24 protein-coding genes are annotated in these 25,843 nt (G+C 68.6%); 11 read left to right on the plus strand and 13 right to left on the minus strand.

Annotated elements, in window-relative coordinates; translation table 11 throughout:
• The first annotated feature begins 100 nt into the window (after positions 1-100).
• The 7 genes from C2U31_RS22645 (at position 101) to C2U31_RS22675 (ending at position 6,716) form a co-directional block, all read left to right on the plus strand.
• Positions 101-1,045 carry a GlxA family transcriptional regulator gene (locus tag C2U31_RS22645; RefSeq protein WP_103274844.1) on the plus strand — a complete coding sequence of 315 codons (945 nt, stop codon included), beginning with the start codon at positions 101-103 and terminating at the stop codon, positions 1,043-1,045.
• A gap of 439 nt (positions 1,046-1,484) precedes the next feature.
• Complete coding sequence (locus tag C2U31_RS22650; protein ID WP_103276522.1) at positions 1,485-2,360, plus strand: NAD(P)-dependent oxidoreductase; 876 nt, start codon at positions 1,485-1,487, stop codon at positions 2,358-2,360.
• A 68-nt stretch (positions 2,361-2,428) separates the two neighbouring features.
• Positions 2,429-3,394, plus strand: a complete 966-nt coding sequence (locus tag C2U31_RS22655; protein WP_103274845.1) for a tripartite tricarboxylate transporter substrate binding protein — start codon at positions 2,429-2,431, stop codon at positions 3,392-3,394.
• 37 nt (positions 3,395-3,431) lie between these two features.
• Complete coding sequence (locus tag C2U31_RS22660; protein WP_103274846.1) at positions 3,432-4,103, plus strand: RraA family protein; 672 nt, start codon at positions 3,432-3,434, stop codon at positions 4,101-4,103.
• A gap of 2 nt (positions 4,104-4,105) precedes the next feature.
• Entirely contained in the window at positions 4,106-5,152 is a 1,047-nt protein-coding gene (locus C2U31_RS22665) for a hydroxyacid dehydrogenase (RefSeq protein WP_103274847.1), read from the plus strand.
• 117 nt (positions 5,153-5,269) lie between these two features.
• Entirely contained in the window at positions 5,270-5,935 is a 666-nt protein-coding gene (locus tag C2U31_RS22670; protein ID WP_103274848.1) for a GntR family transcriptional regulator, read from the plus strand.
• A gap of 37 nt (positions 5,936-5,972) precedes the next feature.
• Positions 5,973-6,716 carry a 4'-phosphopantetheinyl transferase superfamily protein gene (locus C2U31_RS22675; protein WP_103274849.1) on the plus strand — a complete coding sequence of 248 codons (744 nt, stop codon included), beginning with the start codon at positions 5,973-5,975 and terminating at the stop codon, positions 6,714-6,716.
• Between the two features lie 77 nt (positions 6,717-6,793).
• On the opposite strand, the gene C2U31_RS22680 is transcribed toward C2U31_RS22675, so the two are convergent.
• The 7 genes from C2U31_RS22680 to C2U31_RS22710 all read right to left on the minus strand — a co-directional run bounded on the left by C2U31_RS22680 (position 6,794) and on the right by C2U31_RS22710 (position 16,916).
• A complete protein-coding gene (locus C2U31_RS22680; RefSeq protein ID WP_103274850.1) occupies positions 6,794-8,002 on the minus strand; it encodes a hypothetical protein in 1,209 nt (402 codons plus the stop codon).
• Positions 8,003-8,074: 72 nt separating this feature from the next.
• On the minus strand, positions 8,075-9,091 hold the full coding sequence (locus tag C2U31_RS22685) for a hypothetical protein (protein ID WP_103274851.1): 1,017 nt from the start codon (positions 9,089-9,091) through the stop codon (positions 8,075-8,077).
• Between the two features lie 46 nt (positions 9,092-9,137).
• A complete protein-coding gene (locus C2U31_RS22690) occupies positions 9,138-9,791 on the minus strand; it encodes a hypothetical protein (protein ID WP_103274852.1) in 654 nt (217 codons plus the stop codon).
• 75 nt (positions 9,792-9,866) lie between these two features.
• Positions 9,867-10,448 (minus strand): SMI1/KNR4 family protein, encoded by a 582-nt coding sequence (locus C2U31_RS22695; RefSeq protein ID WP_103274853.1) that lies wholly within the window; start codon positions 10,446-10,448, stop codon positions 9,867-9,869.
• 110 nt (positions 10,449-10,558) lie between these two features.
• Positions 10,559-12,955 (minus strand): DUF6493 family protein, encoded by a 2,397-nt coding sequence (locus C2U31_RS22700; protein ID WP_103274854.1) that lies wholly within the window; start codon positions 12,953-12,955, stop codon positions 10,559-10,561.
• A gap of 8 nt (positions 12,956-12,963) precedes the next feature.
• A complete protein-coding gene (locus tag C2U31_RS22705; RefSeq protein ID WP_103274855.1) occupies positions 12,964-15,528 on the minus strand; it encodes a DUF6493 family protein in 2,565 nt (854 codons plus the stop codon).
• A complete protein-coding gene (locus tag C2U31_RS22710) occupies positions 15,525-16,916 on the minus strand; it encodes an SWIM zinc finger family protein (protein WP_103274856.1) in 1,392 nt (463 codons plus the stop codon). Before C2U31_RS22710 ends, C2U31_RS22705 begins: the two co-directional genes overlap by 4 nt.
• 385 nt (positions 16,917-17,301) lie before the next feature.
• On the opposite strand from C2U31_RS22710, the gene C2U31_RS22715 reads away from it, so the two are divergent.
• Genes C2U31_RS22715 through C2U31_RS22725 form a run of 3 tightly spaced genes read left to right on the plus strand, consistent with a single transcriptional unit; the run spans position 17,302 to position 18,692 of the window.
• Positions 17,302-17,469, plus strand: a complete 168-nt coding sequence (locus C2U31_RS22715) for a CopG family transcriptional regulator (protein WP_103274857.1) — start codon at positions 17,302-17,304, stop codon at positions 17,467-17,469.
• A gap of 10 nt (positions 17,470-17,479) precedes the next feature.
• Positions 17,480-17,818, plus strand: coding sequence for a glyoxalase/bleomycin resistance/extradiol dioxygenase family protein (locus C2U31_RS22720; RefSeq protein ID WP_103274858.1), 339 nt, complete (start codon positions 17,480-17,482; stop codon positions 17,816-17,818).
• Between the two features lie 16 nt (positions 17,819-17,834).
• A complete protein-coding gene (locus tag C2U31_RS22725) occupies positions 17,835-18,692 on the plus strand; it encodes a class I SAM-dependent methyltransferase (RefSeq protein ID WP_103274859.1) in 858 nt (285 codons plus the stop codon).
• Between the two features lie 86 nt (positions 18,693-18,778).
• On the opposite strand, the gene C2U31_RS22730 is transcribed toward C2U31_RS22725, so the two are convergent.
• From C2U31_RS22730 to C2U31_RS22745, 4 genes are all read right to left on the minus strand, one after another.
• On the minus strand, positions 18,779-19,744 hold the full coding sequence (locus C2U31_RS22730; protein ID WP_103274860.1) for a zinc-dependent alcohol dehydrogenase family protein: 966 nt from the start codon (positions 19,742-19,744) through the stop codon (positions 18,779-18,781).
• A 63-nt stretch (positions 19,745-19,807) separates the two neighbouring features.
• Complete coding sequence (locus tag C2U31_RS22735) at positions 19,808-20,110, minus strand: helix-turn-helix transcriptional regulator (protein WP_103274861.1); 303 nt, start codon at positions 20,108-20,110, stop codon at positions 19,808-19,810.
• Positions 20,111-20,140: 30 nt separating this feature from the next.
• Complete coding sequence (locus C2U31_RS22740) at positions 20,141-21,379, minus strand: type II toxin-antitoxin system HipA family toxin (RefSeq protein ID WP_103274862.1); 1,239 nt, start codon at positions 21,377-21,379, stop codon at positions 20,141-20,143.
• Positions 21,376-21,687, minus strand: coding sequence for a helix-turn-helix domain-containing protein (locus C2U31_RS22745; protein ID WP_103274863.1), 312 nt, complete (start codon positions 21,685-21,687; stop codon positions 21,376-21,378). Before C2U31_RS22745 ends, C2U31_RS22740 begins: the two co-directional genes overlap by 4 nt.
• Before the next feature lie 263 nt (positions 21,688-21,950).
• Here C2U31_RS22745 and C2U31_RS22750 point away from each other — a divergent pair, with 263 nt between their 5' ends.
• Positions 21,951-24,023, plus strand: a complete 2,073-nt coding sequence (locus C2U31_RS22750; protein ID WP_103274864.1) for a TerD family protein — start codon at positions 21,951-21,953, stop codon at positions 24,021-24,023.
• 202 nt (positions 24,024-24,225) lie between these two features.
• Here the strand turns inward: C2U31_RS22750 and C2U31_RS30640 are convergent, their stop codons facing one another.
• Together C2U31_RS30640 and C2U31_RS22760 are read right to left on the minus strand one after the other, a co-directional pair.
• Positions 24,226-24,678: a hypothetical protein gene (locus C2U31_RS30640; RefSeq protein WP_158658438.1), complete on the minus strand. Its 453-nt coding sequence runs from the start codon at positions 24,676-24,678 to the stop codon at positions 24,226-24,228.
• 200 nt (positions 24,679-24,878) lie between these two features.
• Positions 24,879-25,817, minus strand: coding sequence for a 3-keto-5-aminohexanoate cleavage protein (locus C2U31_RS22760; protein WP_103274865.1), 939 nt, complete (start codon positions 25,815-25,817; stop codon positions 24,879-24,881).
• Between the last annotated feature and the right edge of the window lie 26 nt (positions 25,818-25,843).

Raw genomic sequence — 25,843 nt, forward strand, 5'->3', positions numbered from 1 at the left:
GGACGGAACCCGTCCATGGCAAGCATGTTGCGGCTTGCCGGCAATGGCGTAAATGACGTATATAGTTATGAATCAAGACATACCCTGAAGGAACAATTCCATGCACCGCATCGGCTACGCGCTGCCCGAGGGCTTCCAGGTCATGGCGCTGGGCACCCAGACCGTGTTCGAACTCGCCAACCTGATGATGGCCGAGCCCTTCTATGCCGTGGACACCTATGCGCTGGACGGCTCGGCCCGCGCCTCGACGGGCCTGACGCTGCAGGCCCGTCCGCTCACCGCGCGCAGCCAGGCCGACACCTGGCTGGTGGCCGGCACGCTGCAACCGCTGGCCGCGCCGGCCGCGCCCGAGTTGCTGCGGCTGCTGGACAGGTTCGCCGCGCGCGCCCGGCGCGTCGCCGGCCTGTGCACGGGCGCCTTCGTGCTGGCCGACGCCGGCCTGCTCGACGGACGCCGCGCCACCACGCACTGGTACTGGGCCGACGCCTTGCAGCAACGCCGCCCCCAGGCGCAGGTCGAGGCCGACCGCATCTACATCGCCGACGGGCCGGTCTGGACATCCGCCGGCATGACCGCCGAGATCGACCTGGCGCTGGCGCTGGTGGAAAAGGACCTGGGCGCCAAGGTGGCGCGCGCGGTGGCGCACCGCCTCGTCATGCACCAGCGCCGTTCGGGCGGCCAATCACAGCATTCGGAAATGCTCAGGCTGGCGCCCAAGTCCGACCGCATCCAGCTGGCGCTGGAACATGCGCGGCGCAACCTGGCGCAGCCGCTCAGCGTCGAGGAACTGGCCCAGGCGGCCAAGCTGAGTCCGCGCCAGTTCAGCCGCGTCTTCACGGCCGAGACCGGCCAGTCGCCCGCCAAGGCCGTAGAAAGGCTGCGGCTCGAAGCCGCCCGCCTGATGATCGAAGGCAGTCGGCATCCGCTGGAAGTCGTGGCCAGGGAAACGGGCTTTCGCGACCGGCGCCACATGCGCGAGGCCTTCCTGCGAGGCTTCGGCATGCCGCCGCAGGCGGTGCGGCGCGAGGCGCGGACGATGCCCTGACGCGACACCCGGTCCGCCTCGGACGGGCGCCCCATTCCCCTTGAAACTGGACGAATCCAAGCCGCACGCGCCGTCGTCCACCACCCCGCGCCGACCTGCTGGCCGAGCGCATCGACCTGGCCATCCGCGCGGGGCGAACGCTGGAACCCACGCTGGTGGCGCGCCGCATCGGGGCCGGCCAGCAGACCCTGGTCGCCGGCCCTGCCTACCTGCGAGCCCACGGCACGCCTCGATCACGGGCGGACCAGCCGCCCCAGGATAGCGCCGAGATCGCGCGGGGCGGCGCCCGCATCCCCCGCCGTAGACTCCCGCTGCTGTTTCGAACCTTTTTGTGTTTTTTTTGTACAAGAAGAATTCCACACCCAAGGGAAATTACCAATAAACACCAAGATCGTCTGGAGAGTACAAAGCCACTATTGTATTTTTTTTGTACTTTTCCATGAAAATCGCACTCCTGGGCTGCGGCGAAGTCGGCTCCTGCTACGGACGGGCCTGGACCGCCGCCGGCCATCACATCATCGGCATCTGCGAACTGCGCGACGACGAGGCCATGCGCGCCCGCGCCGCCTCGCTGAACGCCGCCCTGCACGCCGCGCCGGGCCCCTGGCTGGCCGAGGCCGACATCGTGGTGTCGGCGGTTTACGGCCATAGCGCCTCGGCCGTGGCGCAGGCCTGCCTTGCCTTCCTGCGCGCGGACGCCGTCTACGCCGACTTCACCACCGCCAGCGCCGCCGACATGCAGGCCGCCGCCGGCGCGGCCCGGGCGCGCGGGCTGGCCTTCACGGACGTGGCCATCATGGGCGCCATCGCCCTGCTGGCCGAGCGCACGCCGCTGCTGTGCGCCGGCCAGGGCGCGGACCAGGTGATCGCGCTGGCCGCCAGCGGCGGCGCGCCGGCCCGCGCCATCGACGGCGCGCCCGGCGACGCCGTGCGGCTCAAGCTGCTGCGCAGCATCATGACCAAGGGCATGGAAAGCCTGGCCGTGGAATGCCTGGTCGCCGCCAACGCCATGGGCCTGCGCGCCTCGCTCTACGAGGTGCTGTCCGACATCGACCGCACGCCGCTGACCACCTTCATGGACGCCTTCGTGCGCTCGCACGTGGACCATGCCGAACGCCGCCACGCCGAAGTCCGCGAAGCCCGCGACCAGCTGCACGAAGCCGGCCTGGAGCCGCTGGTGCTGGACGGCGTGGAGCGCCTGTTCGCGCGCACGGCGCGCCATCTGGAAGCCGCCCGCGCCCAGGGCGGCGTCGAAGTCGAGGACACCGTCCCCGCGCGGCTGGCCTGGCTGGAGCAGCTGGCCCGCCAGCGCTGAAGGCCCCGCGCACCGAATTCCGGCCGCAACGCGCGGCCGCGCTACTAAAAAAACACACGAGGAAGACAATGAAACGCATCAAGACGCTTATCGGCGCCGCGCTCCTGGGCGCCTGCGCCGCGGCCTCGGCCGCCGATCTGGGCAAGAGCCCCATCACCATCATCTCGCCGTTCCCGCCCGGCGGCGGCACAGACACGCTCACGCGCATGATCGGCAGCGCCATCGCCGAGGAGACCGGCTGGAACATCGTCGTGGAAAACAAGCCCGGCGCCGGCGGCAACCTGGCGCTGGACGCCACGGCACGCGCGCAGCCGGACGGCCACACGCTGGTCATGGCGCAGACCGACAACATCGTGCTCAACCCCTGGCTCTACAACAAGCTCAGCTACGACACCTTCAAGGACTTCAAGCCCGTCGGCCCGGTCGCGTCCTCGCCCAGCGTGTTCGTGGTGCTGCCCGAGTCGCCCTACCAATCGATCGCCGACGTGGTCAAGACCGCCAAGGCCAAGCCCAACTTCATCTCGCTGGGCATGCCCGGCGTGGGCGGCACGGGCGACCTCACCGGCTACCTGTGGCGCCAGGCCGCCGGCATCGAGCTGATGCACGTGCCGTATCGCGGCTGGACGCAGGCCTATCCCGACCTGGCCAGCAACCGCATCGACATGTACGTGGGCTCGGTGGCCACGCTGCTGTCGCAGATCCGTGGCGGCAAGGTCCGCGCGCTGGGCGTGGTGGCGACCGACCGCTCGCCCGCCCTGCCCGACGTGCCCACCTTCGTGGACAGCGGCTATCCCACGATCAACCAATTCATCTGGTGGGGCCTGATGGCGCCGGGCAAGACGCCCGACGACGTGGTCGCCACGCTGAACCAGGCGCTGCGCAAGGTGCAGGCCAAGCCCGAGCTGGTCAAGAAACTGGAAGACGCCGGCTACACCGTGATGAGCGGCACGCCCGCCGACCTGGCGCAGCGCCATCGCGCCGACCACGATGTGTTCGGCAAGGTGGTCCGGGACGCCGGCATTCCCAAGCAATGACGCCGATGCGCATCAACACAGACAAGACGGAAGCAGCATGAACGGATTCCAGATACATGCGCGCACGCGCGCGGTCGCGCCGGACCTGGCGGAACGGTTCCGCCGGATCCCGGTGGCCAATATCAGCGATTGCATGTCGCGCATGACGGCCGGCGGCCCGCGCCTGCGGCCCATGCACGGCGGCGCGGTCATGGCCGGCCCGGCACTCACGGTCCGCACCCGCCCCGGCGACAACCTGCTGGTGCACAAGGCGCTGGACCTGGCTCAGCCCGGCGACGTCATCGTCGTCGACGCCGGCGGCGACCTGACCAACGCCATCATCGGCGAGATCATGACCAGCTACGCCCGCTCGCGCGGCGTGGCGGGCATCGTCATCAACGGCGCGATCCGCGACTGCGGCGCGATCCGGCAGGGCGATTTCCCCGTCTATGCCGCCGGCGTGACCCATCGCGGCCCCTACAAGGACGGCCCCGGCGAGATCAACGGCATCATCGCGCTGGACGGCATGACCATCGCGCCCGGCGACCTGATCCTGGGCGACGACGATGGCGTGCTGGCGATTCCGTTCGACCAGGCCGAAACGCTCTATCAAGCCGCCCAGGCCAAGCACGAGATCGAGGAACGAATGCTGGCCGACATCGCCGCCGGCACGCTGGACACCTCGTGGATCGACGCGCGCCTCAGGCAGCTCGGCTGCGCGGGGGTCTGACGATGACAGCGCCCGCACGGCACGCGTTCACGGTCGCGCGGCTGGACTTGTGGATCGATCCCGTCTTCGACGCGGCCATCCAGGACGACGCCGCGCTGCGCCTGTCCGTGCTAGCGGCCGCCGCCGGGGACGCGCGCACGGCCGAGGGCCTGGCGCAGGCGCGGGCCTATCACGTCAGCGCCGCCAGGGATGAAGTGCCGCGTGGCTGGCAGGTCACGCCTGACCTGCTCGCGGCCTGTCCGCGACTGCTGTGCGTGTCCTCCGGCGGCGCGGGCTACGACACGATCGATGTGGCGGCCTGCACGCAGGCAGGCGTGGCCGTGGTCAACCAGGCCGGCGCCAACGCGGCCTCGGTCGCGGAAATGACCTATGCGCTGCTGCTGTCACTGGTCAAGCGCCTGGACGAATCGGGCGCGGCCCTGCGCGCCGGCACGGCCCGCAGCCGCGAAGCGCTGATGGGACGCGAGATCGAGGGCCGCGCCATCGGCCTTGTCGGCATCGGCGAAATCGGCCGCCGGGTGGCGCGCATCGCGCAGGGCTTCGGCCTGACGGTCATCGCCTGCGATCCGCTGCTGACCGCCGAGGAAATCCGCGCGCGCGGCGCCGAACCCGTGGACTTCGACACCCTGCTGGCCCGGGCCGACATCCTCAGCCTGCACTGCCCGCTGGACGAGGCCACGCGCGGCCTGATGGACGCGTGGGCCTTTGCCCGCATGAAGCCGGGCGCGCTGTTCCTGTCGACGGCGCGCGGCGGCATCCACGACGAAGACGCGCTGCTGGCCGCGCTGGACAGCGGCCATCTGGCGGGCGCGGGGCTGGACGTGTGGCGCGTCGAGCCGCCCTCGCCGGCGTCGCGGCTGCTGCAGCATCCCAACGTGGCCAGCGCCTTCCATACCGGCGGCGTCACGCATGAAGGCCGCCGCAAGGTGGCGGCGGGCTCCGCGCGCCAGATCTCGCAGATGCTGGCCGGCGTCCGGCCCGAGCGCCTGCTCAATCCCTACGTCTGGCCCCGGTTCCTGGAACGGTTGGCGCAAGCGCGCGCGGACTGACAGACTGACAGCGAAAGCGCAAGCGCTGGTGGTGGACGGCTGTAGGCGCAGCCCCGATTTCGACGCGCGCCCGCCGTCCGCTATAGTCCAGTTTTTGGATGACACGCCCGCCTCACCATGTCCAACGCCAGCGATCACGTATACGGGGAACTGCGACGCCGCCTGATGGCGGGCTCCTTCCTGCCGGGCGAACGGCTGCGCGAAGAGCACATCGCCGCCGAAATGTCGGTCAGCCGCACGCCGGTGCGCAACGCCATCGAACGGCTGATCGCGGACGGCCTGGTGACGCGCGAGGAACGGCGCGGCGCCGTGGTGCTGGGCTGGCAGGACCGCGACATCGACGAGGCCTTCGAGCTGCGCATGCTGCTGGAACCCTACGCCGCCGGGCTGGCCGCAAGCCACGCCAGCGACGCGCAGATCGAGGAACTGGAACGGCTGAACCAGTCCATGCAGGACGCGGTCCGCTCCGCCGCCCCCGACCGCGTGCAGCAGGTCCAGCAGCTGAACAATCAGTTCCACCACAAACTGCTGGAAGCCGCGCAGTCGGCGCGCGTGCGCGCCATGGTCGAGAACCTGCTGGACATGCCGATCATCATCGGCTCGTTCTATTTCTACGGCGACGACGACATGCTGCGTAGCGTCGAGCACCACCGGCAGATCATCGCCGCGCTGCGGGCGCGCGACGCCGAATGCGCCGCGCTGGCAGTGCGCTTTCACCTGGCGGCCACGCATCTGCTGTTCCGCAACCACCGCAAGGGCAAGGCCCAGCCGGCGGCGGCATGACGCGCCCGCCCGCGCACGAGACGGGATCGCGCTGCTCATGTCCCACCGCATGAGCAAGCCGCCACGCGCCCGGCGCGGCGTCCTGGGTTGGGGCGCCACGCGGGCCGTCCTGGACGCGCTCGCGGCCCAGGACATCCCGTTGACGCAGGAGGAACGCGAGCGGGCGAACGCCTTCGCGCACGACGCGGACCGGCGCGACTTCATCGCCGCGCACCGGCTCGTGCGCGCCATGGCCGCCTCGATCATCGGCGCGCCGCCCGGGACGATCGTCCTGCGGCAGCGCTGCGACACCTGCGGCGGCCCGCATGGCCGCCCCACCCTGCCCGATCATCCCGGGCTGCATGTCAGCCTGAGCCACGCGAAGGGCGTCGTCGCCGCCGCCTGCGGCGACCGGCCCGTCGGCATCGACCTGGAACGATGGAACGCGTCGCAGCCGGATCATTCCGACCTGGATTTCGCGCTCGCCCCGGCGGAGCGCAAGCGGCTCCAGTCCATGGCCGCATCCGATGCGGACGCCGATGCCCCCGTCTCGCCCGCCGCGCTGGCCTTCCTGCGGCTCTGGGTGCGCAAGGAATGCCTGGTGAAACTGGGCCGGATCACGCTGGATCAGCTGGACAGCGTGGATTTCTCCGCCTTCATGCAAACCGAGTCGGTCGCGCAAGCCGCCGTGACGCATTTCGCGCACCAGGGCCTGCACTATTCCGAATGGCTCGATCCGGAACTGCGGGTCGTGGGCACGGCGGTCGGCGACGGCCCTTTCGATATCCATCCGTTCCGTTAAGGCTGCCGCTGCGCGGGACCGCCCCGGCGCGCGGCGTCCCCGGCGGCCGAGCCGCCCGACGCTGCCCGCTTGCCGTCCTAGTAGTCCCGCACCGCATCGAACCAGCGCTGCGCCTGCTCCTCGGTCACGCCGAGCCGCAAGGCCGAATCCCGCTGGCTGAACTGCCAGACGGCCTCGCCGATGTCGTCGCGCTCCGGGGTTTCGATGCCCTTCATCTGGTTGAAATGCGCGGCGAAGGCCGTGATCGCCGCCTGCGCCGCCTCGACATCCGTCGCGCCGTCGAGTGCGTCCCGCGCCGCATCATAGGCCGCGTTCGCCGCCTTGGCCTGACGGCCGCTCCAGCCCGAAAAAGGCCGCCCGTATTCACGTTGCCACCATTCCGGCTTGCGCAACTGGCTGACCGAGGCATGGCTGGTCCAGGCCCGCTGCTGTCCACGCGCCTTCATCTGCGCCCTCAGCCGCTTGCCGGCGGCTTCGTCGACGTTGTAGGCAATGAAGCGGTCCAGCAGCGGCCAGCTGTCCAGCGGCGGCAGGCCCTGCAGGTCTGGCGTGAACCGGATTTCCAGGGCCCGCAGATGAGGCAGCCGCAACAGCGCGTCCCAATCGGCGAAACGGCCCCATAGCATGAGCTGCGTCAGCGCCGGAAAGCGCTCGATGCCTTGCAGGGAAATCGCCTGTCCCATCGGCCCGCCATCGAGCGACAGCGACGACGCCTGTTGCAACAGCCCCAGGTCGGGCAGGACATACGGCGCCATGCCAGGCCGGCGGCCCAGCGTGGGCGCCAGCGTCAGCGAACCCGGCGGCTCGCCGTCGGCGGTCAGGCGCGACAGATCGCCAAACAGGTGCAGCGCGCAACCCGGCGGCAGCGTCATGTCAAGATGGCCGCCGCCTTCCTCCAAGCGCAGCTGCAAGGTCTGGATCCGCGCGGCGCCCGCGTCGACGCGGCGTGCATCGCCGAATGCCGGCGTCCAGCTGAATTGCTCGATGGGGCGACGCTCGGACCAGCCGATGAAGCCGGCGTCATTGCCACAATAGCCGATATGGCGCGGCCAGGGCGATCCCGCTGGCGTGGCATAGGGATCGAGCGCCGGCCAGTGGATCGCCGCGTCGGGCGCCACGTGCAGATCGGCCTTCTTGCCCATGCCGGCGGGTCCGATGACCAGATCGCCGCGTCCCGCTTCCCGGATGAGCACATGGCTGCCCGGTTCCGTCAGGCCGAGCGCATAGCGCCCGGCATCGCTCACGGACCCCTCAGGCTGATCGGATACGTCCATGATGGCGGACATGAATTGCTCCTGGTGATATTAAGCATGCGACCCGGCGAAGGCCGGCGGCGCTCGACGCCCTGCTCGACGCCCTCACAGCGTCATGACCGGCTGGTCTTCGATCCGGAAGAACAAGGCGCGCGGCCCCAGGAAGTCCGATCCGTCCAGATACTCGAACTCCACGCGCTGACCCGGCTCGGCCACCGGCCCGAAGTGCTCGACCCGGTACATCAGGCCCCCGATGCGATAGTTGTGAACCAACGTGGCAACGTTCGAGTTGGTCGTGCGCAAGCGATAGGTCACGACTTCCTCGACCACCCCGCGCACGCCGTGCTTGTACCGCGCGCGCTTGAGCCTGGGGCTGCGCATGCCCAGCACGAGTCCCAGCAGGAAGAGAAAGCCGGCCAGCAGGATCAAGGGGCTCCAGAACAAGCTGCCGACCAGCACGGCCAGGGCGACCACGTAGAAGAACTTGCGCAGGCTCAGTTCCTCATTGCGCACGGCCTCGCGGTCGGCATCGCTGATTTCCTCGACCGAATTCCAGACTTGCGTGCTCATCGGATACTCGGCCCGCAGCAGCACGGGCGGCGTGTCGGGCGACAGCGTCAGCAGATGCAGCCGCACGGGCAGGTCCGTCAGCGCCGCGGCCGCCAGGGGCCGGAAGCCGTCGCGGGTGTCTCTGGACACCTCGTTCCAGAACGGCAGGGCCACATTCACGCGCTGCTCGCCAAACGCGTAGCAGATGCCGGGCGACTCGGCCGGGCCGAAGCCGGTCAGATGGCCGGCAACGATCTGCTTGGGCATGCGCCCCTTCAAGACCTGGTTGAAGCGACGCCAGGCGCGCGGCAGCTTCAACAACCTGCGCCCGAGAAACACCGCGAAGGCCCCCATCGCCGCCGTGCACAACAGGATCACCAGGCCGTCGCCACTGATCAGCAAGCTGCGGTCGACAATGACCAGCACCACGAACAGGACCACGCTGCTCGCCAGCAACAGAAACATCAGGCCGGCGAACACGGCCGTCAGCAATCTGCCGCCGCGGCTGCGGCGCAGCAGCAGGATGTCCTCGTCGGACAGGGGTTCTTCCGTGACTTGCAGGGTCGCGCTCATGCTTGCCGCCATCTCCTTCTCAAAACGCGTCGCGCCACGATCGCGCTCAATAGATCCCGTAGGGAACCTCGACCGCCAGGGGCTTGCCACCCTGGGCCGGACGCAGCGCATAGGCATGCACCATGCCGTCGTCGCTGGCCAGCGGCACATCCTTGCGCGTCACGCTGTAACGCTGGCCATCGAGTTCCAGCGTGCGCGGCGCCACCGCCCGGGCCTGGGCGGGCAGCAGCAGGCCGCCCAGCTCGTCGGCCATGTCCGAGAATTCGTAGTCGAGCAAGGCGCCTTCGGCGCGCAGCAGCTGCACGCGGGGCCGGTACGGCGCGGCGTCCAGGTTCCAGCCATTGACCAGATCGGTGATCCACGGGCCCGGAATGCCGTAGTTGCTGTCCAGCTCGGCCTCGCTGATCTCCGGCCCGACCACGACCAGGCAGCACACGATCTTGCCGGCCTGGTAGTCGTACACCGCCCTCTTGCCGCCCGCGGCGACCACGCCGGGCAGCATCGAGAAACGGTATTGCTGATTGAACTGCGCATCGGACACCTTGCGCCAGGCGCCGACGGTAGGCGACTGCGCCGATGGCGTTGTCGACGACGCGGGCGTCTCCCGCGCGGGTTGCTGTGTTGGTGACTGCGCCTGGCACGCCAGCGTCATCAGCATGCCTGCGGCCAAGGCGGCGACTTTGCTCGGTAAACGGATCATGTGTGGTCTTGAGCGGTTTGAAGTGATTCGAGAGATGTTGATCGAGCCAGGGATCAGCCGGCGTCCCGCCAAGCCCTATCCCGGCAGCTTGCCCTGCTTGCGCGTTGCGCGCTCAGCCAATCGCTGCGCCATGTCCTGCTGACGCTGCATCAGCTCGGCGATCTGTTCGGCATAGAGGTCGGTGAGATCGCCTTCCAGCGGCTCCGGAACGGTCATGTCGTCGATCACCACGACCGTTCCCGCCTGATCCACGCCCCAGATCCGGCTGCCGTCGCCCACGATCTTCAGCACGGGCAGGATGCCGGGCAGGCCGGCCTCGGCCAGCTGGCGCTGCTGCGCCGAGATGCTGGCCCATTCGGGCAGTTCCGGCGCATCGATGCCCAGCAGCACCAGGCCGCGCCAGAAGGTCCAGGCGGGGCCGACCTCGAATTCCTTCGCATGCGGCCAGACTTCCTCGCGCGCCATCACGCACAGGCCGTTGGCGCGCTGACAGAAGGCCGCGAACGCCGCCGGCAGCGGGAAGCCGACAGCGGCCTCCAGGCTGGATATCGCCTGCGCGTCGGGCGCGGGCGCGGCCACGACCTCGAAGTACTCGGTGTCAACGGGATCCAGAATATCCCACATGCGTTCGTGAAACTGTTCGGCGGTCCGGGTCATGCAGGCTTCCTGAATCAAAGACAAATACTGGCTCGCCGCGCGAGCGGGAACCTTGAAGGCACATCACTATATCGCTGATCGCGGCGGGCCGGCGGAAGCGAACGGACGCGCTATGGCGTCCCCAACGCCAACAGCGCCTTGGCGGCCTTGGCGGCGGCGGACCCGCCGGCAAAGCCCGCCAGCCAGCCGCGCAGGTCCACATCCTCGACCGGACGCGCGTGGCGCAGCGACTCATCCAGCAGCACCGTCAGCAGCGCGCCGATGCCGCGCGCCTTGGTGTCCAGGCGCGGCAGCAGGCCGCCCAGCACCGCGATGACGGCGGCGGGCGCGAGCGTCGCGGCGTCCGCGAAGGACTCCGCCCAGCGCGTCAGAACGATGGCGGGCGCGCAGGCGGCAAAAGCCTGCGCCACGGCCGCCGCGTCCACGCGGCCCGGGATCGCGGCGGCGAACACTTCCACCGCCTGCGCGCGCACCCCGGCCTGCTTGGCCGCCATGCCCAGGGCCAGCAATTGGGCCGTTTCGGACCGCCAGGCGCCCGGATGCGTGGCCAGCACGCGCAGGATGGCGGCCGCGCGGTGCTCGGCGTCATCGCTCGCCGCGACATTCATCAGCCCCAGATTGGCGGCCGTCAGCGGCAAAGTCGACGCCGGATGGGCCAGGCCGAGTTCGGCGCAGACCAGCGCATGGGCGTCGACGCCGTCGTTGTAGCGCAGCGGGCCCGACGGAATCAGCGCCGGCTGCGTGGCCGAAGGCGCTTCCATGGGCTCCGCTTGGATCTCGGGGTGCCACCACACCCATTGCGGAGAGCCATCGGCCTTCAAGGTTTCCGACCCACGGCTGTGCCACTCGATCCGCAAGGTGTCGGTGATCCGCGGCCACGCGCCGCCGGTGGCCTCGACCACGCGCGCGCGCTGTTCGGGCGGCACGCGCAGCAAGGCCTGGGTCAGATCCACCGGGAACGGCGCGCCACTCTCCTTGCCCGCCTCGTAACGGGCCAGCAGAACATCGGCATCGACCCAGCCCTGCGTGTCGGTGGGCGTGGCCAGCAGCGGACGGCGCGACGCCCTGCCCTGCACGATCCCCGCCACCTCGCGCAGCCGGGTGACGAAACTGGGCAGCATGGTGGTTTCCTCGGCGCTGGGCAGCGCCTTGGGTTCGCCCACATTCTCCCGCACCCACTCGCCATCGACCTGCCGGCTCCTGGTGTTTTGCCAGAACTTTCGCGGCAGGAACGCGCTCGCGGGATCGTGCGCCGCCAGCAGCAGCGCAGCCGCGTAGTGCTGTTCGTCGCGCTCGGCAAGGTGGCGCGCCCGCTTCGCCAGGGGCGCGATCGTGGCCGCCACCTGCCCGGACGTCGCCAGCCAGGCCAGCGCCAGCTCGAACTCCAGCGCGTCGGCGGGCGCTTCCAGCAGCGCGGCATAGCGTTCCTGGGCATCCTCGTCGGTCCAGGGGCGCAGCGGCGCGGGCGGCGGCAAGCCGGGAAGCGCGTTGGACGAAGGCGGGGCTTGGCCGCCCGCCGCCAGCCGTTCCCCTGCCGCGCTCCCGGCCCCGGCGTCCGACAGCATTGCCGCCACCGCCGGCGCCAGCGCGTCGCGCTGCTGATGCGCCAGATCCTCACGGCCCAGCTTGGCCAGCGCCTTCACCGCCGCCCGCTGCACGTCGGCATGCGGATGCCCCTGGCCCAAAGCCAGCGCCTGCGCCACCGCGTCGGACTCGACCGCGGCCCGCGCGCCCAGCGCCTCCAGCATGCGCAGCACCGACAGCGCCGCCGCCTTCGGCCCCGAAAAAGCGCCGCCGCAAGCTTGCACGAAGGGCGCGGCGTCGAGCAGGCCGTGCTTGTGCAGGACCTCCAGCTGCTTGACGCCCAGCGAGACAGTGGCGGTGATCGACGAACCCAGACACAGGCGCAGCAGCGGCTGGTCCGCCGCCGTTTCTTCGGGCGTGGGCGCCAGGGACGCATACACGCGCGAGAACCAGCCGGCGCGATAGGCGGAGAAATCCCGGTTGAGCGCCTCCAGGCAGCCGCGCAGCACGCGGCCCCGCTCCAGCGTGCCTTCGTTGGCCAGCAGCACGACCGTGTTGTGCCAGTTGAATTCCTCGCGCGAGAACTTGTCGATGTTGGCCAGCGAGATCTCGCCGCCGCCTTCCACCTCGAAGACCCGCCAGAACACCTGATCGCGCAGCGCGTGGTCATGGCGCAGCATGAACAGCCGCACTTCCTGCTCGTGCCGCCCGCCCAGCCCGCCGACCATGGCCAGCACGTAGTCATCGGTGTGCTCGACCTGGAGCCCGTTGAACAGCTCGTTCAGGCGGATCGGCACGAAATTCGGGCGCTGTGACCAGCCTTGCGCCATCTCGCGCAGCCGCCTGGGCGAGGCGTCCACCGCGCGCAGGTCTGCCGACTGCACGCCCAGCATGGCGTCGTACAACGCGCGCAAGCTCGCGCCTTCCTCGACCAGCCGCGCCAGGTCGCGGTAGTAGCCCAAGATATTTTCGTAAGTCGTCATGCGAGCGGCTATTCCTCGTGAGTGCGCTGCGCGGCGGCAGCGGCGGTTTCGGCCAAGGGCGTCGCGCGCGGCGCGACGGTTTCCAGGCTGCGCAAGGTCACCGCCAGCACCGACGCGCCCTTGCGGCGCGCCGCCAGCGTGGCGGGCAAGGCTATCGGCATGCCATAGTCGTTGGACAGGCGCGCGGCAAGCTCGATGAGCTTGGCGGCCTGGGCCATCGGCTTGCCGTCGGCATCGACCAGCCTGGGCAGCAGCGCCTCCAGCGTCTGCAGCGCGCGGCAGCCGGCGAGCGCGCTAATGGAGGCCGCGTCGGCCAGCGTCTGCGCCAGCCGCCCGGCCAAGGCGAAACCGTCCGCCAGGTGCGCCGCGATCTGCTCGGCGAACGGCGCGGGATCCAGCAGGCCAACGTCGGCCAAGCGCGCGATCGCTTCCGCCGCCTGGGCGCGCTGCTCGGTCATCTTCGCCGACGCGGCCAGCGCCAAGGCCGAGTACACGGGTCCGCCCGGCGCCCTGCGGGACGCGCCCAGCGCCGCCAGCAGCGGCCCCAGGCCGCGCACGTTGATCACATTCACCGCCGCGCACAACATCGGATGGAAGTGCGCGGCCAGCGTGTCGGGGTTGGATCGCAGCAGCCAGGCCGTCCATTGCACCACCTGGTCGTAGCCGTCCTGTTCCCGCGCCTCCTGGGCGCGGAAGGTGAATTCGGCGGGCACGTCGGCGACATCCAGGGCAGGCGATGTGGAAGCGTCGGCCGCCGCCATCCAGAACGGCTTGGGCACTTCTCCCAACACCTGCAAGTCGCGCGAGAAAGTCCCTGCGCCCGGCTCGGCCAGCACCCGTTCCCAGACGAAGCGCTGGCCGGGGACGGCCACCGGCGGAATGAACGGCTCGCCCCGCGCCCGGCTGGCCCGCAGTTCGTGAAAGACGCCGGCCAGCAGAGCCAGCGGCGCATGCGTCGGCAGATATTGGTAGCCCGAGCGGGAGGTCCAGGTCTCGCGGATCGTCCAGTCGCCGGTCGCCACGTCGTAGCTTTGGCTGGTGAACGTGTTTTCCTGCAATGCCACGCCCACGGGATCCGGCTTGCCCGCGCTGGCCACGACATAGCGGGCATAGCCCTGGAAACTGACGTCATCCCGGCCCAGCAGCGCGGCGGCCAGCAGGCGTCGCGGCGAGGCATTGCGCTCGTCCCACACCGACTCGATGATCTCGGCGGCGCGGTGTCGCAGCGCCTCCGGCAGTTGCAGTTGCGGACGGCTGGCCAGATGGGCGAAGAGGCGAGGCAACTCGGCGCCGTCTCCGGCGCCCTCGAACTGCGCGCGGATCAAGGCATGCAATGCCTCGTCATCGACGATGGCGAGCGTGTGGTCGGGCAGATCCGGCAACGGTTCGCGACGCGGCGGCGGTATCGTGACTGCCTGGGCCGCCCCCTCTTCCCGCGCGCCCGTCTCGCCATCCGTGGCGGCCCGCTGCGTCTCGTCCGACGAGTCCACCAGCTTGCGCGCCAGCGGCGCGAGGTCCAGCGGCATGCCTTCCAGCGCCTCGCCGACGATCCGCGAAAGGCGGTTGCGCTGCCCGGCATCGGTCCTGAGCGCGGCGAACAGCCCCAGCTGGGCCTTGACCAGCTTCTTCTCCGCACGCGTCAGGACGGCGGCCCCGGCATCGATCATCGCGTCCGCGTCCAGCAGCCCGACGGCACGTTTGAGCATGTCCTGGGCCAGGCCCACCGCCGTGCTGGGCGCCGTGGCCAGCACGGCGAGATACGCGTGCTGGCTGGCGACGACCTCGTGCGCGGCCGGATCGGCCAGGCGATGCATGCGCAAGTACCAGGCGATGCTCTTCGCTGAAAAATCTCGCAGCAGCGCTTCCCTCGACTCGACCAGCAGCCGCTCGCGGAACGCCGGCTCTTCCTGGCACAACGCCAGGACGGCCGCTTCCCAAGCCGGCCCGGTGCGCTCGACGAGCTGGTAATCGGCGCCCATGCCCTCGACCCGGAACAAGGCCCAGAATTCACGCCCGATCCAATCGGGATGCGCCCGCAGGTGCGCGGCCATGAGCTTGCCGTGGTCCGCGTCCAGCTGCCCGTCCGCGCCGACGGCGCTGACCTGTCTCACGAAGCACCGCAGATACGCCGCCGACAAGGGCGCATCGCCGTCCAGCCGGACCAGCGCGTGGCATACCGGCCATGCCAGATGCTCACCCCACCAGTACTGCTCCGCTAACAGCTCGACGAACGCGGCGCGCCACGTTGCGTCCCGTCCGGCTGCCGCCTCGATCACGGCCGGCGTCATCTCGCCGTGGCGCGCGCCATATTCGCGCTTGCGTTCCATGTCCGCCGGCGCCAGCGTCTCCGCCACGAGCTTGGGTTTGCCCAATGCGGCCAGCACAAAGCAAGCCCGGGGCGTCGGCCCCTCCGCGTTGAACAGGCGCGATGGCGGCAAGGCCTTGGCCAGCGCGGCGCGCTCGTCCTCGTCCGCGCCGTCCAGCGCGCGCGCGAACGGCGCGATATCCGCCGCGTCGCCGCCGCCGGCGGCCTCGCGCAGCGCCGCGCGGCGTTCGGTCAGGTTCAAGGTCATGCTCCGGCTCCAGGCGCATTGAGGGGATCAAGAAACATGCGCACCGCCAGCGTGTGCTTGCACGGCCCGCGCGTGCCTTGATACTTGGCGTGCCAGGGGCAGGTGCAACGGTCTTGCGCGGGCTCGGCGCCCAGCGCGATCCGGTAGCGCTGCTGCGCCGATTGCACCGTGTACTGCCCCTCGCCTTCGCGCCGCACCCCGCCGCCGGCCACCAGCTTGCGCGCCTCGGCCAACCGGGGATGCAACGTATCCAGCAGCCCCGCCTGCACCGGCAGCGGGCGATGGAAGTACGCGCCCGCCGCCAGATCGAACCCCACCTGGCCGGAAGACGCCAGCACGCCCAGCGCGGACGCGATCTGCGCGTCGGGCAACAGGGCCCGGGCGGCCAGCTGCGCGATATCGATGCGCGGCTCGAAAGCCAGCAGCGTCGACACGAACGCCGCGTCCTCATTCGCATCGCCGCCCGCGACCAGATGCAGCACCGCGCCCTCGCCCGAGAACCCCCGCGCCTTTTCCGGGCTCAGACCCAGCGTGACCCGCGCGCCGGGCAGCTCCAGCACCCAGGCGCTGGCCAGCGGCAGCGCGCCCGCCGCCGTCTCCGCGCCATAGGCGCGCAGCGCGGTGGCATAACGCAACAAGGGCTCCAGCACGCGCAGCCGCTCCGGCCCCGCCACGCAGACCGCGCCGGGCGTCGCCTGCGTGGCCAGCCGCAGCGAGCGGGCCGCCTGGGTCGCCCACATCACGGTCTTGGTCGACGATGACCGCGGCAGCGCCTGCACGAACTGGCGCAAGGCCGCCCCCGTCAGCGCATGGCGGCACGCCATGCCCGCCGACAGCATCTGCGTCTCGGCAAAACCCTTGAGCCAGCGCGTGGGCAGCGGCACCTTTTCCTCGACAATCTCGCCCGCTCCGGTCGACACGCGCAAGGCATCACTGCCCACGTTCAGGTGCAGGGGCTCCGACGCCCGCAGCCCCGCCAGCGCCTGGCGCAGCGGCGGATTCACATCCACATTGGTCACGCCCGGCGCCACGTGCGTGGCGTCCAGCGCCGCCGCGTCCACGTCCAGGCGCGCATACACGCCGCAGCACACGCTGAACGACTCGAAGCGCAGGCCCTCGGGCGTGGACGTCACGACCGGATCGGCCGCCCGCAGCACCGCCGCCAGGGTATTGGGCGGCACATAGAACCGCGTGCGCGCCACCCGCGCCAGCATCAGCAGCGCTTGCGCCACCACGGCCGGCTGCGCCACGAAACCGGAAAAGAAGAAGGGATGCGCCACCGCGCCCGACGGCGCGACGCCGCCGCTGGTGGCCAGGCTCAGGTCGGCCTGGCCCGGGCGCTGCGCGAATTCGGAAGGGGCAAGATAGGCATAAGCCAGCTCCGCCATTCAGGGACTCCTTGATGCGGACTGGACGCCGCGATGATCCGCCGCCGTCGCGATCCGGGACGGGAACGGGTGATCTTCTGGCTGAGGCGGGCGTCCGCCATGGGACGACTGCGCCGGTGAGACGGTCAGCTGCGTGGTCATTGGGTCACATGTTAACTGGCGTCGGCGGTTGGGCCCGGCCTGCGCGGCAGGACGGGCCGGCGCCGCCACGGCGCCAGCCTCGCTGCGGGAGCGCTTCGAGACGCCGTCGGGCGGCTTGCCCCTGCCGCGTCCGACCATCACAGCCTGACTGGGTGACCGTTTGACGACGTTGACGAAACGTATCGACAAAGCGTGCCGGCAAACGGCATTGACAAAAAATATAGCTTGCTAGCATCATAGCAACATGAGTGATGACAGCGTCAAACAGTTCAACGTGTACCTGCCGGTCAGCCTGATCCGGGAGGTCAAGCACCATGCGATCGAAGCCGAGCTTTCGCTGTCGGCCCTGGTCGCCGAAGCCCTGCGGGCCTATCTGGCCGATCACGCCGACAAGCCCGCCGACCCAAACTAGGAGCCATCCCATGAAAACCGAAGGTGTAGAAGCCATATTCCTGACGACCCACAACTGGGGCAGGTCGGCCAAATTCTTCCAGTCCCTGGGCTACACGCTCGACTTCGAAACCGACCACAACTCCGGCCAGCTCCGCAACGGCCCGGGCCCCTACCTCTTCATCGCCGAAGTGCCCGCCGACCAGGCGCCAGCCATGCAGCTGGTGATGAAAGTCGCCGATGCCCGGGCGCTCCAGCTGGACCCCGGCGTCGAAGTCGTCTCCCCCTTCCAGGACACCCATTGGGGCACGCAGGAGATGACGGTGCGCGATCCCGACGGCCGTGTCTGGAGCCTGCAGGCGCCCAAGTAAAAGCGGAGCGACCGCCATGCCGAACAGCAAAGCCCCCAGCCCAGACAGCACGGCCGAGCGCACCGCGCTGTGGCGCGCCCTGCATCTGCAAGCCGATGCGCCGCCGCATGTCTTCGAGGACGACATCGGCCTGCGGCTGCTGGCCCCGCCGGACAGCTGGCGCGAGCGCCCCGACATGGATCCGATCTTCACCCGGACCTTCCGCGCGTCCATGGTCGCGCGGGCGCGTTTCGTGGAAGACCTGGTGCTGGAACAGGCCGCCCAGGGCGTCGCGCAGTACGTGATCCTGGGCGCGGGCCTGGACAGCTTCGCCCAGCGCCGGCCCGACATCGCCAGCCGCATGCGTGTGTTCGAAGTGGACCAGCCCGCGCCGCAGGAATGGAAGCGCCGGCGACTGGTCGAGCTGGGTTACGGCGTGCCGGAATGGCTGCAACTGGTCCCGGTGGACTTCGAGGCCGGCGCTTCCGCCTGGCAAGCGCTGGCCGAGGCGGGCTTCGATGCGACGCGCCCGGCCTTCGTCGCTTCCACGGGCGTCAGCATGTATCTGACCCGGGACGCGACGCTGGCCACGTTTCGACAGGTGGCCGCGCTGGCGCCCGGCTCCACGCTCGCCATGACGTTCATGCTGCCGGTGGAACAGATGGCGCCCGAGGTCCGGCCCGGCATCGAAATGGCCGTCAAGGGCGCCCGCGCCAGCGGGACGCCGTTCATCAGCTTCTATGCGCCGGCCCAGATCATGGCGATGGCGCGGGAGGCGGGGTTCCGCGATGTCCGGCACGTCGCGCCCGCCGTGCTCGCGCAGCGGTACTTCGCGGGGCGAACGGACGGCTTGAGCTTGTCGAGCGCCGAAGAATTTCTGATTGCGGGCACGTAGCCGGCGAGTACTGCCCTACGGCAGATCCTGCGCTGATTCCCGGCCACCAAACCGCGCGCCACCCGACGCGGCAAGCGCCCCGCTCGCTAGGCGGGCGCCACCTCAATCGCGATCTTCCCCCGCACCCCGTTGTTGCGGCTCTCCAGCCGCGCATGCGCGGCCGGAACATCGGCCAGCGCATAGACCGCCCCCACATGCGGCCGCAGCCGGCCCTGCGCCACCAATGCGCTCAGCTCATCGAGCTTGCCGCGATTCTGCCGGGTGAACACGAAGTGATAGGCCGCGTTCTTGCCCCAGGCCTGGATCAGGTTCTGCGGCTGCGCGATGTCCACGATCGACACCACGCGGCCCAGCTGCGCCAGCGCGTCGGGACTGCGCGACAAGGCATCGCCGCCGATGGTATCGAACACGACATCCACGCCCCGGCCATCCGTGGCCCGCAATACGGCGTCGATATAGTCCTCCTTTTCATAGTCGATCACCACGTCCGCGCCCATCTCGCGCGCGAAGGCGAAGTTCGCTTCGCGCACGGTCGTGAGCACCCGGGCGCCGGTGGCCTTGGCAAGCTGGATCGCCACGTGGCCGACCCCGCCGGCGCCGCCGTGGATCAGGATGCTCTCCCCCACCCGCAGCCCCGCGCGCGCGACCAGCGCCTCCCAGGCCGTCCCGCCCACCAGGCTCAGGCTGGCCGCCTCCAGATGACTCAGCGCGGCGGGCTTCCTGCCGACGATGCTCTCGGCGGCCACGTGGTACTCGGCGTAGCTGCCCTGCCCCTCGAAGATCTGCGGCGTGTACCAGACCTCATCTCCCGGCGCGTAGGCCGTCACCCCAGCCCCGACAGCCTCGACCACGCCCGAGACATCGTGGCCGGTAATGGCCGGCAAGGGCACCAGATCGGGATAGTCGCCGCGACGGACCTGGTAATCCAGCGGATTGATCGACGTGGCATGCACCCGCACCAGCACCTGCCCCGCCTGCGGCACGGGCTTGGGCACGTCGCATAGTTCGAACGACTCGGGGCCGCCGAATGACTTGAGCACGATTGCTTTCATTTCAACTCCTAATTTCGATAAAAAGGGATATCGAGATTTTCCGATATTTACCGGCAAAAAAATTCAGAGCTCTTTCCCGATCAGCTTGGCAAAGGCGCTGATGTTGGCTTCATTGCGCTTGTAGTAGGTCCACTGGCCGATGCGCCGGGCCTCGACCAGGCCCGCGCGTTGCAGGGTGGCCAGATAGTCGGACACCGTGGACTGCGACAGCCCGACGCCTTCCTGGATGCTGCTGACGCACACGCCCACCGTATGCACGTCGCCCTCGTCCTGCGGCGGGAAGTGCCGCTCGGGATCCTTCAGGCCTTTGAGGATGTCGAGGCGGGTGCGGTTCGAGAGGGCTTTGAAAATGTCTAGCAAGTCCATGGCGGGATCATATCGGAAATTACCGATATGTCAATTTCCCCGTCGAACGCCTTGAATCCGCGCGCGGCTGGCCGCTATCGCGATGCTCATCCGCCGCACCGTGGCGCGACGAATCGGAAACGCCTCGGCGCGTCCGGCGAAGGCCGCCGCCTGCTCAACCATCCGGTCGAGCGTGGCTTCTGCCATGGGCATGCCTACCCCGCCCTCCCTGGCCAGCCGCAGCAAGTGATCCCGTCCCACCGCGGCGCCTTCGCCGCACACATCCATGTGATGCTGTCCCATCGGTCCGTGGCTGAACGTCAGGTCGAATGCGGGCGCCAATCGCCAACGCCGATCCTGCCCGAGACGCCATGCAAAGTTCTTCGGATGATCGTCCTGGTTGTGAAACAACACGTTGAAGACGGCACGCGCATAGGCCTTCTCGACCTCGCGCTCATCGCGCGTCAACAACCGGGTGGCCCGCAGCAAGGTCGTGTAGTCCGTGCTGCCCGGCATGCGGAAATCCACCTGCAGCAGGCCCGCCAGGCTATGCACGGGCACGCGCATGCCTCGTTCCCGGTCGAAGCGCGCCACGCCAAAGGCGGCAAGCCTGGACGACAGATCGAACAAGGCGCTGGCTGGCACCTCCAGGCCGCAATCGCGGGCCAGCTCGGCATACAGCTGTTCGACGGCGCATACCTCCTTATGCTCGCCCTGCGCCGGAAACTTCACCAACCAGGGAACGCCGGGCGCATCGCCGCGCGTGCTGACGTGACCGGTCGCGGCGTCGTGCTGCACCAAGGCCTTGGGCCGCGCGCCTTGCGGAGACCCGCCGGTCAGCGCCAGTTCGCGCAAGGCAACGCCCGCCTCTCCAGCCAGAGCCCGCTCGCTTTCCCGGGCCAGGGCCAGCAGGCTCCAGTCGGGCTCCACGGCATGCGGATCGGCCGCCGGCACGAAGCGCAGCGCGCCCATGGCGCGGTCCCCGATGAATGCCAGCCGATCCAGGGGCCCAGGATGACGCAATCCCTGGCGGCGGAACAAACGATCCATCAGCAGCAGCCCCCAGCCATCGGGCAGGCTGTCCGCCATCAGGCCGGGCAACCGATGCAGATAAGGCGGAAAATCCCCGTAGGCCGGAGCGCGCAGCTTCAGATGCAGCGGCGACAGCTCCAGTCCCTGCGCCAGGGCCTCGGACGCGTATTCAAACAGCAGCGTGGCGCCGTCATCGGCCAGGAGCCCCAGGAGCCAGTCCTCGCCCCAGCCACAGTAATGAACGGCCAGCTGCTTCATGTCTTGCTCCGACGAGGCGCCCGTTGTCGTTGCCCGGCGGATTCCGCCTGCGCCATCTGGGCGATGGATTGGCGCCTGAGCACGAACAGATCCTGCAGCTCATCCACGAGTCCCAAGGCCTGCGTCACGCGGATCAAGGTCTCCAGCGATGACTGGCCGCTGCCTTCCAGCTTGCGCAACGCGCCGAGCGACAGGCCGGCCATCTGCGCCAGCTCGCGCTGAGGCAGACCCTGGGCCAACCGCTGGATGCGCAGCCGTGAGCCCAAGGCCCGCAGGATCTCGGCGGTGGATGCCAAATTAAATGACATTTCTCTGCTCTTTATCTAGATTTTTTCTTTATAAGTATCACTTTTATGATCTTTATAGACCTATATAACGCATCACCATCTGGCAAGCAAGCCCGGCCTTCCGTACAATGCCCCTCGTGGCTATGGGACACCTTCCTTCTCACCCTGATTACCTAGGGGTCCCGCTCTCCACACCGCGCCTGCGTCACGCAGGCGTTTTCACATCGGCGTCGCCATGACGCCGCCGCTCGCTCGCAGCGGCGAGCCACCGGAGCAAGGCAAGCATGAATCAGGAACTGTTCCTGCGCCGCGCCACCAAGGTCCACGTCCCCGTGGGTTCTGGCGGCGCCACGCGCGCCCAGGTCGCGTCGGCCATCCAGGAAATCGCGGCGTTCCACTGCATCCTGTCCGAGTCGGTGATCGAGCGGATCGGCATGCTGTCCGCCGATGAACTCGCGCGCTGGCTGCGCGACATGCTTGGCGTGCTGCGCCGCCGGGTCGGCGCGCACGTGCAGCACCAGCCGTTCTATCCGGGCTTCCCCGAGCAGGTGCTGAAAGCCTCGAAGGCCGAGCTGTACCTGACGGCCGTCATGCATTACCTCACGCTGCGCCGCCTGCCGGCGCACGAGCATGCCCGCCCGCCATTGCTCGAGGGCAAGCTCGTGCCCTGGCTCATCGAACTGGGCCGCGTCGCTGAATTCGAGTCGCTGCTGGCGCCGCTGGTCTCGTCGCGCACCTCGCTGTCCGAGGTGGACGCCGCCGATGTTGCCTGGTTCATCCGGCAATACCGCGGCGATGTCTTCCGCCTGCTGCCCGGGGACGTGCCGTTCCGCGAGATCCGCGCGCTGGTTGGCGGCGCGCTGGTCCAGCACGTGGCGGGCGATGCGCGGGTGGACGAATTCCTGGATCGCAACGTCGAGACCGCGACCGACGCGCTGCGGCTGGCGGTGGCCCTGAGCGGCGGAGATGTGTCGCTGACCACGGCGACGACACGCTTCGCGCCGATGAAGCGCGGCTTGCGCCGCCTGCTGCTGCGCCTGCTCGATCGCGCGCCCAACGCAGTGGAAGACGTGATGCGCCACGCCGAGCGCTGGAAGCGCCTGGCCGAAGTGCTGCACCCGGGCGACTATGCCGACAAATACCCGCGCGCCCTGGCGGCCATCACGGCGGCGCGGCGCAACGACGCGCCGGCCTCGTTCGGGTCGCGCGTCGAGACGCTGCTGGCCCAACGGCACATCGCCGCGCTCACGCCCCTGCTGCAACAACGTCCCGGCGAATTCGCGCGCCGGCTGGATGTGACCTTGCGCCGCTCGACCGAACCGGACGCCGTGCTGGACGCATTCGAAACGGTGGCGGCGCAAGCGTCCACGCCGATCCTGCTGCAGGTGCTGGCCCAGACCCGGGCGCCCCGCCCCCTGCCCTTGCGGGCCTTCACGCCCAAGGGCGCACTGGCCAAGGTCTACGGCATCCAGGATCGCCGTGAGCCGCTGGCGCCCGAAGTGCTGGCGCGCGCGGCCCGGATCTGCCAGGACGCGCTCGTCAAGCGCTTCGCCTCGCTGCCGCCGCTGGGCCGCTGCTTCGTCGACCCCGCGCTGCGCGACTACATCGTGCCGCTGGCGCAGCGCGCCGCATCGAAGTCATTGCGCACGCTGGTGTGCGGCAGTTGCCTGCCGCTGCCGGACACGCGCTTCATCCGCCTGTTCCTGTGGTGGAAGAACGGCCGCGCGCGCACGGACATCGACCTGTCCGCCGCTTTCTTCGACGCCAATTTCTTGTTCATGCAGACGGTCGCGTACTACAACCTGAAGGGCTTCGGCGGCTACCACAGCGGCGACATCGTCGACGCCCCGCAAGGCGCCTCGGAGTTCATCGACCTGGACATCGACGCCCTCGTCGAGAAAGGCATCCGCTACGTCGTCACGTCCATCAACTCCTACACCCGGCAGCCGTATTGCGACCTGCCCGAGTGCTTCGCCGGCTGGATGGCACGCGCCGATCTGGCCTCGGGCGAAGTGTACGAGCCACGCACGGTGGTCGACCGGATCGACATCGCGTCGGACACGCAGATCTGCCTGCCTTTCGTGATGGACCTGCAGGAACGCCGCGTGATCTGGGCCGACCTGGGGCTGACGTCCACGCCGCGCTGGAACAATGTGCGGAACAATCTGAGCGGGGTGTCCTTGATGCTGCGGGCATTGGTGCATACGCCCCGGCCGGATCTGGAGACGCTGTTTGATCTGCATGTACGCGCGCGGGGGGAACGGGTGGAAACGCCGCAGCAGGCCGAGACCGTATTTGCGCCTCACCAGGGGATTACGCCGTTCGATGTGGACGTGATTCGGTCACGGTTTCTTTGACTCGGGAATACTCAATCAACCCTGCTTGCGCGCCATCCGGCTCCATGGACAAGAATTGCACGCGAACCGGAGGAAGGCACCTGTGCCTGCGACTCATGTCCGTAGCGGCACCCCACTGCCCGTCAAGGAAACCAGGAACGCCACCATCCCTTGGCACGCCGGGGGACGCGGCCGGCCACTTGGCCTGATGGCGCACGGGCTATCACGCACGCACTTTCACGACCGTCGACTGACGCCCGGCCTGGGGCGTGCCACGCAACGGCGGAAAGCCCGCGTGCAGCAAACGCTCGAACTCATCATAGTGGGCAACAAAAATGGAACCAAAGACCAGGGGTAAATTCTCCAGTTCGGGAATGCTTGGCAGATTGATGTTTCCATTCTGATGACCTTGGACATGCGCCTTCAAACGGCTGACTGGCGTGATGTCCTTGCCCCAATAAACCGGATACCACTGAGGGTAGCCGGGTATGGGAGCGAGGCCGGTCCTGATGGGTGTAGGGGAACTGGCCCATATTCCGTAGACCGCGCCACATGACTGCTCAATGGGAAAGGACCTGCCCAGGTTGATCGAGCCATAAACGCAGTCATGAACGGCGAAATTGCGCTTCAAGGCAAAGTCTTTGAGAAATTCCGGTACCAAGGAGGCTTCGGGCATTCGGCGGGCTCCAAACTCGGGATGAGCCGATCACTGTAACTGCTCAATGCGATGCCCAACAGTCCTCGACACCCGCTGGCGGCGGACTTGACGCCGTCACGCGCCTGCCTCAAGGCCTCGAATATTCGCGTCGCCCGCTCCAGGAACACCTTCCCGGCCGGGTCGTGACGCCTCAACCGGAAGACGGCTGCATAGGCACGTCAGAACTTCACGGCCGCAGCTCCCTTGAGCGACAGAATCTCTCTCGCTTCATCGGGCGTCGCGATTTCGTGCCCCAGACTTTCAAGCAGTTCACGCACCTTGCGTACCTGCTGCGCGTTCGATTCCGCCAGTTGCCCTCGAGAGATCTGCAGCGAGTCTTCAAGCCCGACACGCACGTGGCCACCCATCGTTGCCGCTGCTGTGGCTAGACTCATCTGACTGGCCCCCGCACCCAGCACGGACCACTGGTACTGGTCGCCGAACAGCTTGTCGGCCGTGCGCTTCATGAAGACCAGGTTCTCCAGGTCAGCACCGATACCGCCCAAAATGCCCAGGACGAACTGAATGAAGATCGGCGCCTTGAACATACCGGAGTCCAGGCAGAACTTCAGGTTGTATAGGTGTCCCACGTCATAGCACTCGTGCTCGAACTTGACGCGGTGCTCCTGGCCTAGTTCTTCGGCCACCATCCCGATGTCGCGGAAGGTGTTGCTAAAGATGTAGCTGTCCGATTCCCGCAGGTACGACTCTTCCCAGTCAAACTTCCACTTTTTATAACGCTGCGCCAGGGGATGCATCGAGAAGTTCATGCTACCCATGTTCAACGAGCACATCTCGGGCGAAAAACGCTTTGCGGGCGCGATGCGCTCCGCCACGGTATTGCGAAGGCTGCCGCCTGTAGAGAGGTTGACCACCGCGTTCGTCGACGCCTTGATCGAGGGCAGGAAGCCGAGGAAGTGCTCGGAGTCAATCGACACAGAGCCGTTCTCCGGATTGCGTGCGTGCAGGTGAAGCACGGCGGCGCCCGCCTGCGCCGCATCAATGGCCTGGCGCGCAATGTCCTCGGGGCGATAGGGCAACGCGTCCGACATGGTCGGCGTGTGGATGGCGCCGGTCACGGCACAGGTGACGATGATCTTGCGAGAGGGCTTGGACATGATGGGCTGCCATGTATGAACAATGG

Origin of the sequence: Achromobacter sp. AONIH1 (assembly GCF_002902905.1) — a bacterium.
Lineage (GTDB): Bacteria > Pseudomonadota > Gammaproteobacteria > Burkholderiales > Burkholderiaceae_B > Achromobacter.

Bases quoted from the DNA above. Each gene is read 5' to 3' on its own strand.
- C2U31_RS22645 (WP_103274844.1), top strand. From the start codon at position 101: ATGCACCGCATCGGCTACGCGCTGCCCGAGGGCTTCCAGGTCATGGCG.
- C2U31_RS22670 (WP_103274848.1), top strand. From the start codon at position 5,270: ATGTCCAACGCCAGCGATCACGTATACGGGGAACTGCGACGCCGCCTG.
- C2U31_RS22730 (WP_103274860.1), bottom strand. From the start codon at position 19,744: ATGAAAGCAATCGTGCTCAAGTCATTCGGCGGCCCCGAGTCGTTCGAA.
- C2U31_RS22745 (WP_103274863.1), bottom strand. From the start codon at position 21,687: ATGTCATTTAATTTGGCATCCACCGCCGAGATCCTGCGGGCCTTGGGC.
- C2U31_RS22710 (WP_103274856.1), bottom strand. From the start codon at position 16,916: ATGGCGGAGCTGGCTTATGCCTATCTTGCCCCTTCCGAATTCGCGCAG.
- C2U31_RS30640 (WP_158658438.1), bottom strand. From the start codon at position 24,678: ATGCCCGAAGCCTCCTTGGTACCGGAATTTCTCAAAGACTTTGCCTTG.
- C2U31_RS22705 (WP_103274855.1), bottom strand. From the start codon at position 15,528: ATGACCTTGAACCTGACCGAACGCCGCGCGGCGCTGCGCGAGGCCGCC.
- C2U31_RS22740 (WP_103274862.1), bottom strand. From the start codon at position 21,379: ATGAAGCAGCTGGCCGTTCATTACTGTGGCTGGGGCGAGGACTGGCTC.
- C2U31_RS22685 (WP_103274851.1), bottom strand. From the start codon at position 9,091: ATGAGCGCGACCCTGCAAGTCACGGAAGAACCCCTGTCCGACGAGGAC.
- C2U31_RS22675 (WP_103274849.1), top strand. From the start codon at position 5,973: ATGTCCCACCGCATGAGCAAGCCGCCACGCGCCCGGCGCGGCGTCCTG.
- C2U31_RS22690 (WP_103274852.1), bottom strand. From the start codon at position 9,791: ATGATCCGTTTACCGAGCAAAGTCGCCGCCTTGGCCGCAGGCATGCTG.
- C2U31_RS22655 (WP_103274845.1), top strand. From the start codon at position 2,429: ATGAAACGCATCAAGACGCTTATCGGCGCCGCGCTCCTGGGCGCCTGC.
- C2U31_RS22665 (WP_103274847.1), top strand. From the start codon at position 4,106: ATGACAGCGCCCGCACGGCACGCGTTCACGGTCGCGCGGCTGGACTTG.
- C2U31_RS22715 (WP_103274857.1), top strand. From the start codon at position 17,302: ATGAGTGATGACAGCGTCAAACAGTTCAACGTGTACCTGCCGGTCAGC.
- C2U31_RS22725 (WP_103274859.1), top strand. From the start codon at position 17,835: ATGCCGAACAGCAAAGCCCCCAGCCCAGACAGCACGGCCGAGCGCACC.
- C2U31_RS22700 (WP_103274854.1), bottom strand. From the start codon at position 12,955: ATGACGACTTACGAAAATATCTTGGGCTACTACCGCGACCTGGCGCGG.
- C2U31_RS22695 (WP_103274853.1), bottom strand. From the start codon at position 10,448: ATGACCCGGACCGCCGAACAGTTTCACGAACGCATGTGGGATATTCTG.
- C2U31_RS22735 (WP_103274861.1), bottom strand. From the start codon at position 20,110: ATGGACTTGCTAGACATTTTCAAAGCCCTCTCGAACCGCACCCGCCTC.
- C2U31_RS22650 (WP_103276522.1), top strand. From the start codon at position 1,485: ATGAAAATCGCACTCCTGGGCTGCGGCGAAGTCGGCTCCTGCTACGGA.
- C2U31_RS22760 (WP_103274865.1), bottom strand. From the start codon at position 25,817: ATGTCCAAGCCCTCTCGCAAGATCATCGTCACCTGTGCCGTGACCGGC.
- C2U31_RS22750 (WP_103274864.1), top strand. From the start codon at position 21,951: ATGAATCAGGAACTGTTCCTGCGCCGCGCCACCAAGGTCCACGTCCCC.
- C2U31_RS22680 (WP_103274850.1), bottom strand. From the start codon at position 8,002: ATGTCCGCCATCATGGACGTATCCGATCAGCCTGAGGGGTCCGTGAGC.
- C2U31_RS22660 (WP_103274846.1), top strand. From the start codon at position 3,432: ATGAACGGATTCCAGATACATGCGCGCACGCGCGCGGTCGCGCCGGAC.
- C2U31_RS22720 (WP_103274858.1), top strand. From the start codon at position 17,480: ATGAAAACCGAAGGTGTAGAAGCCATATTCCTGACGACCCACAACTGG.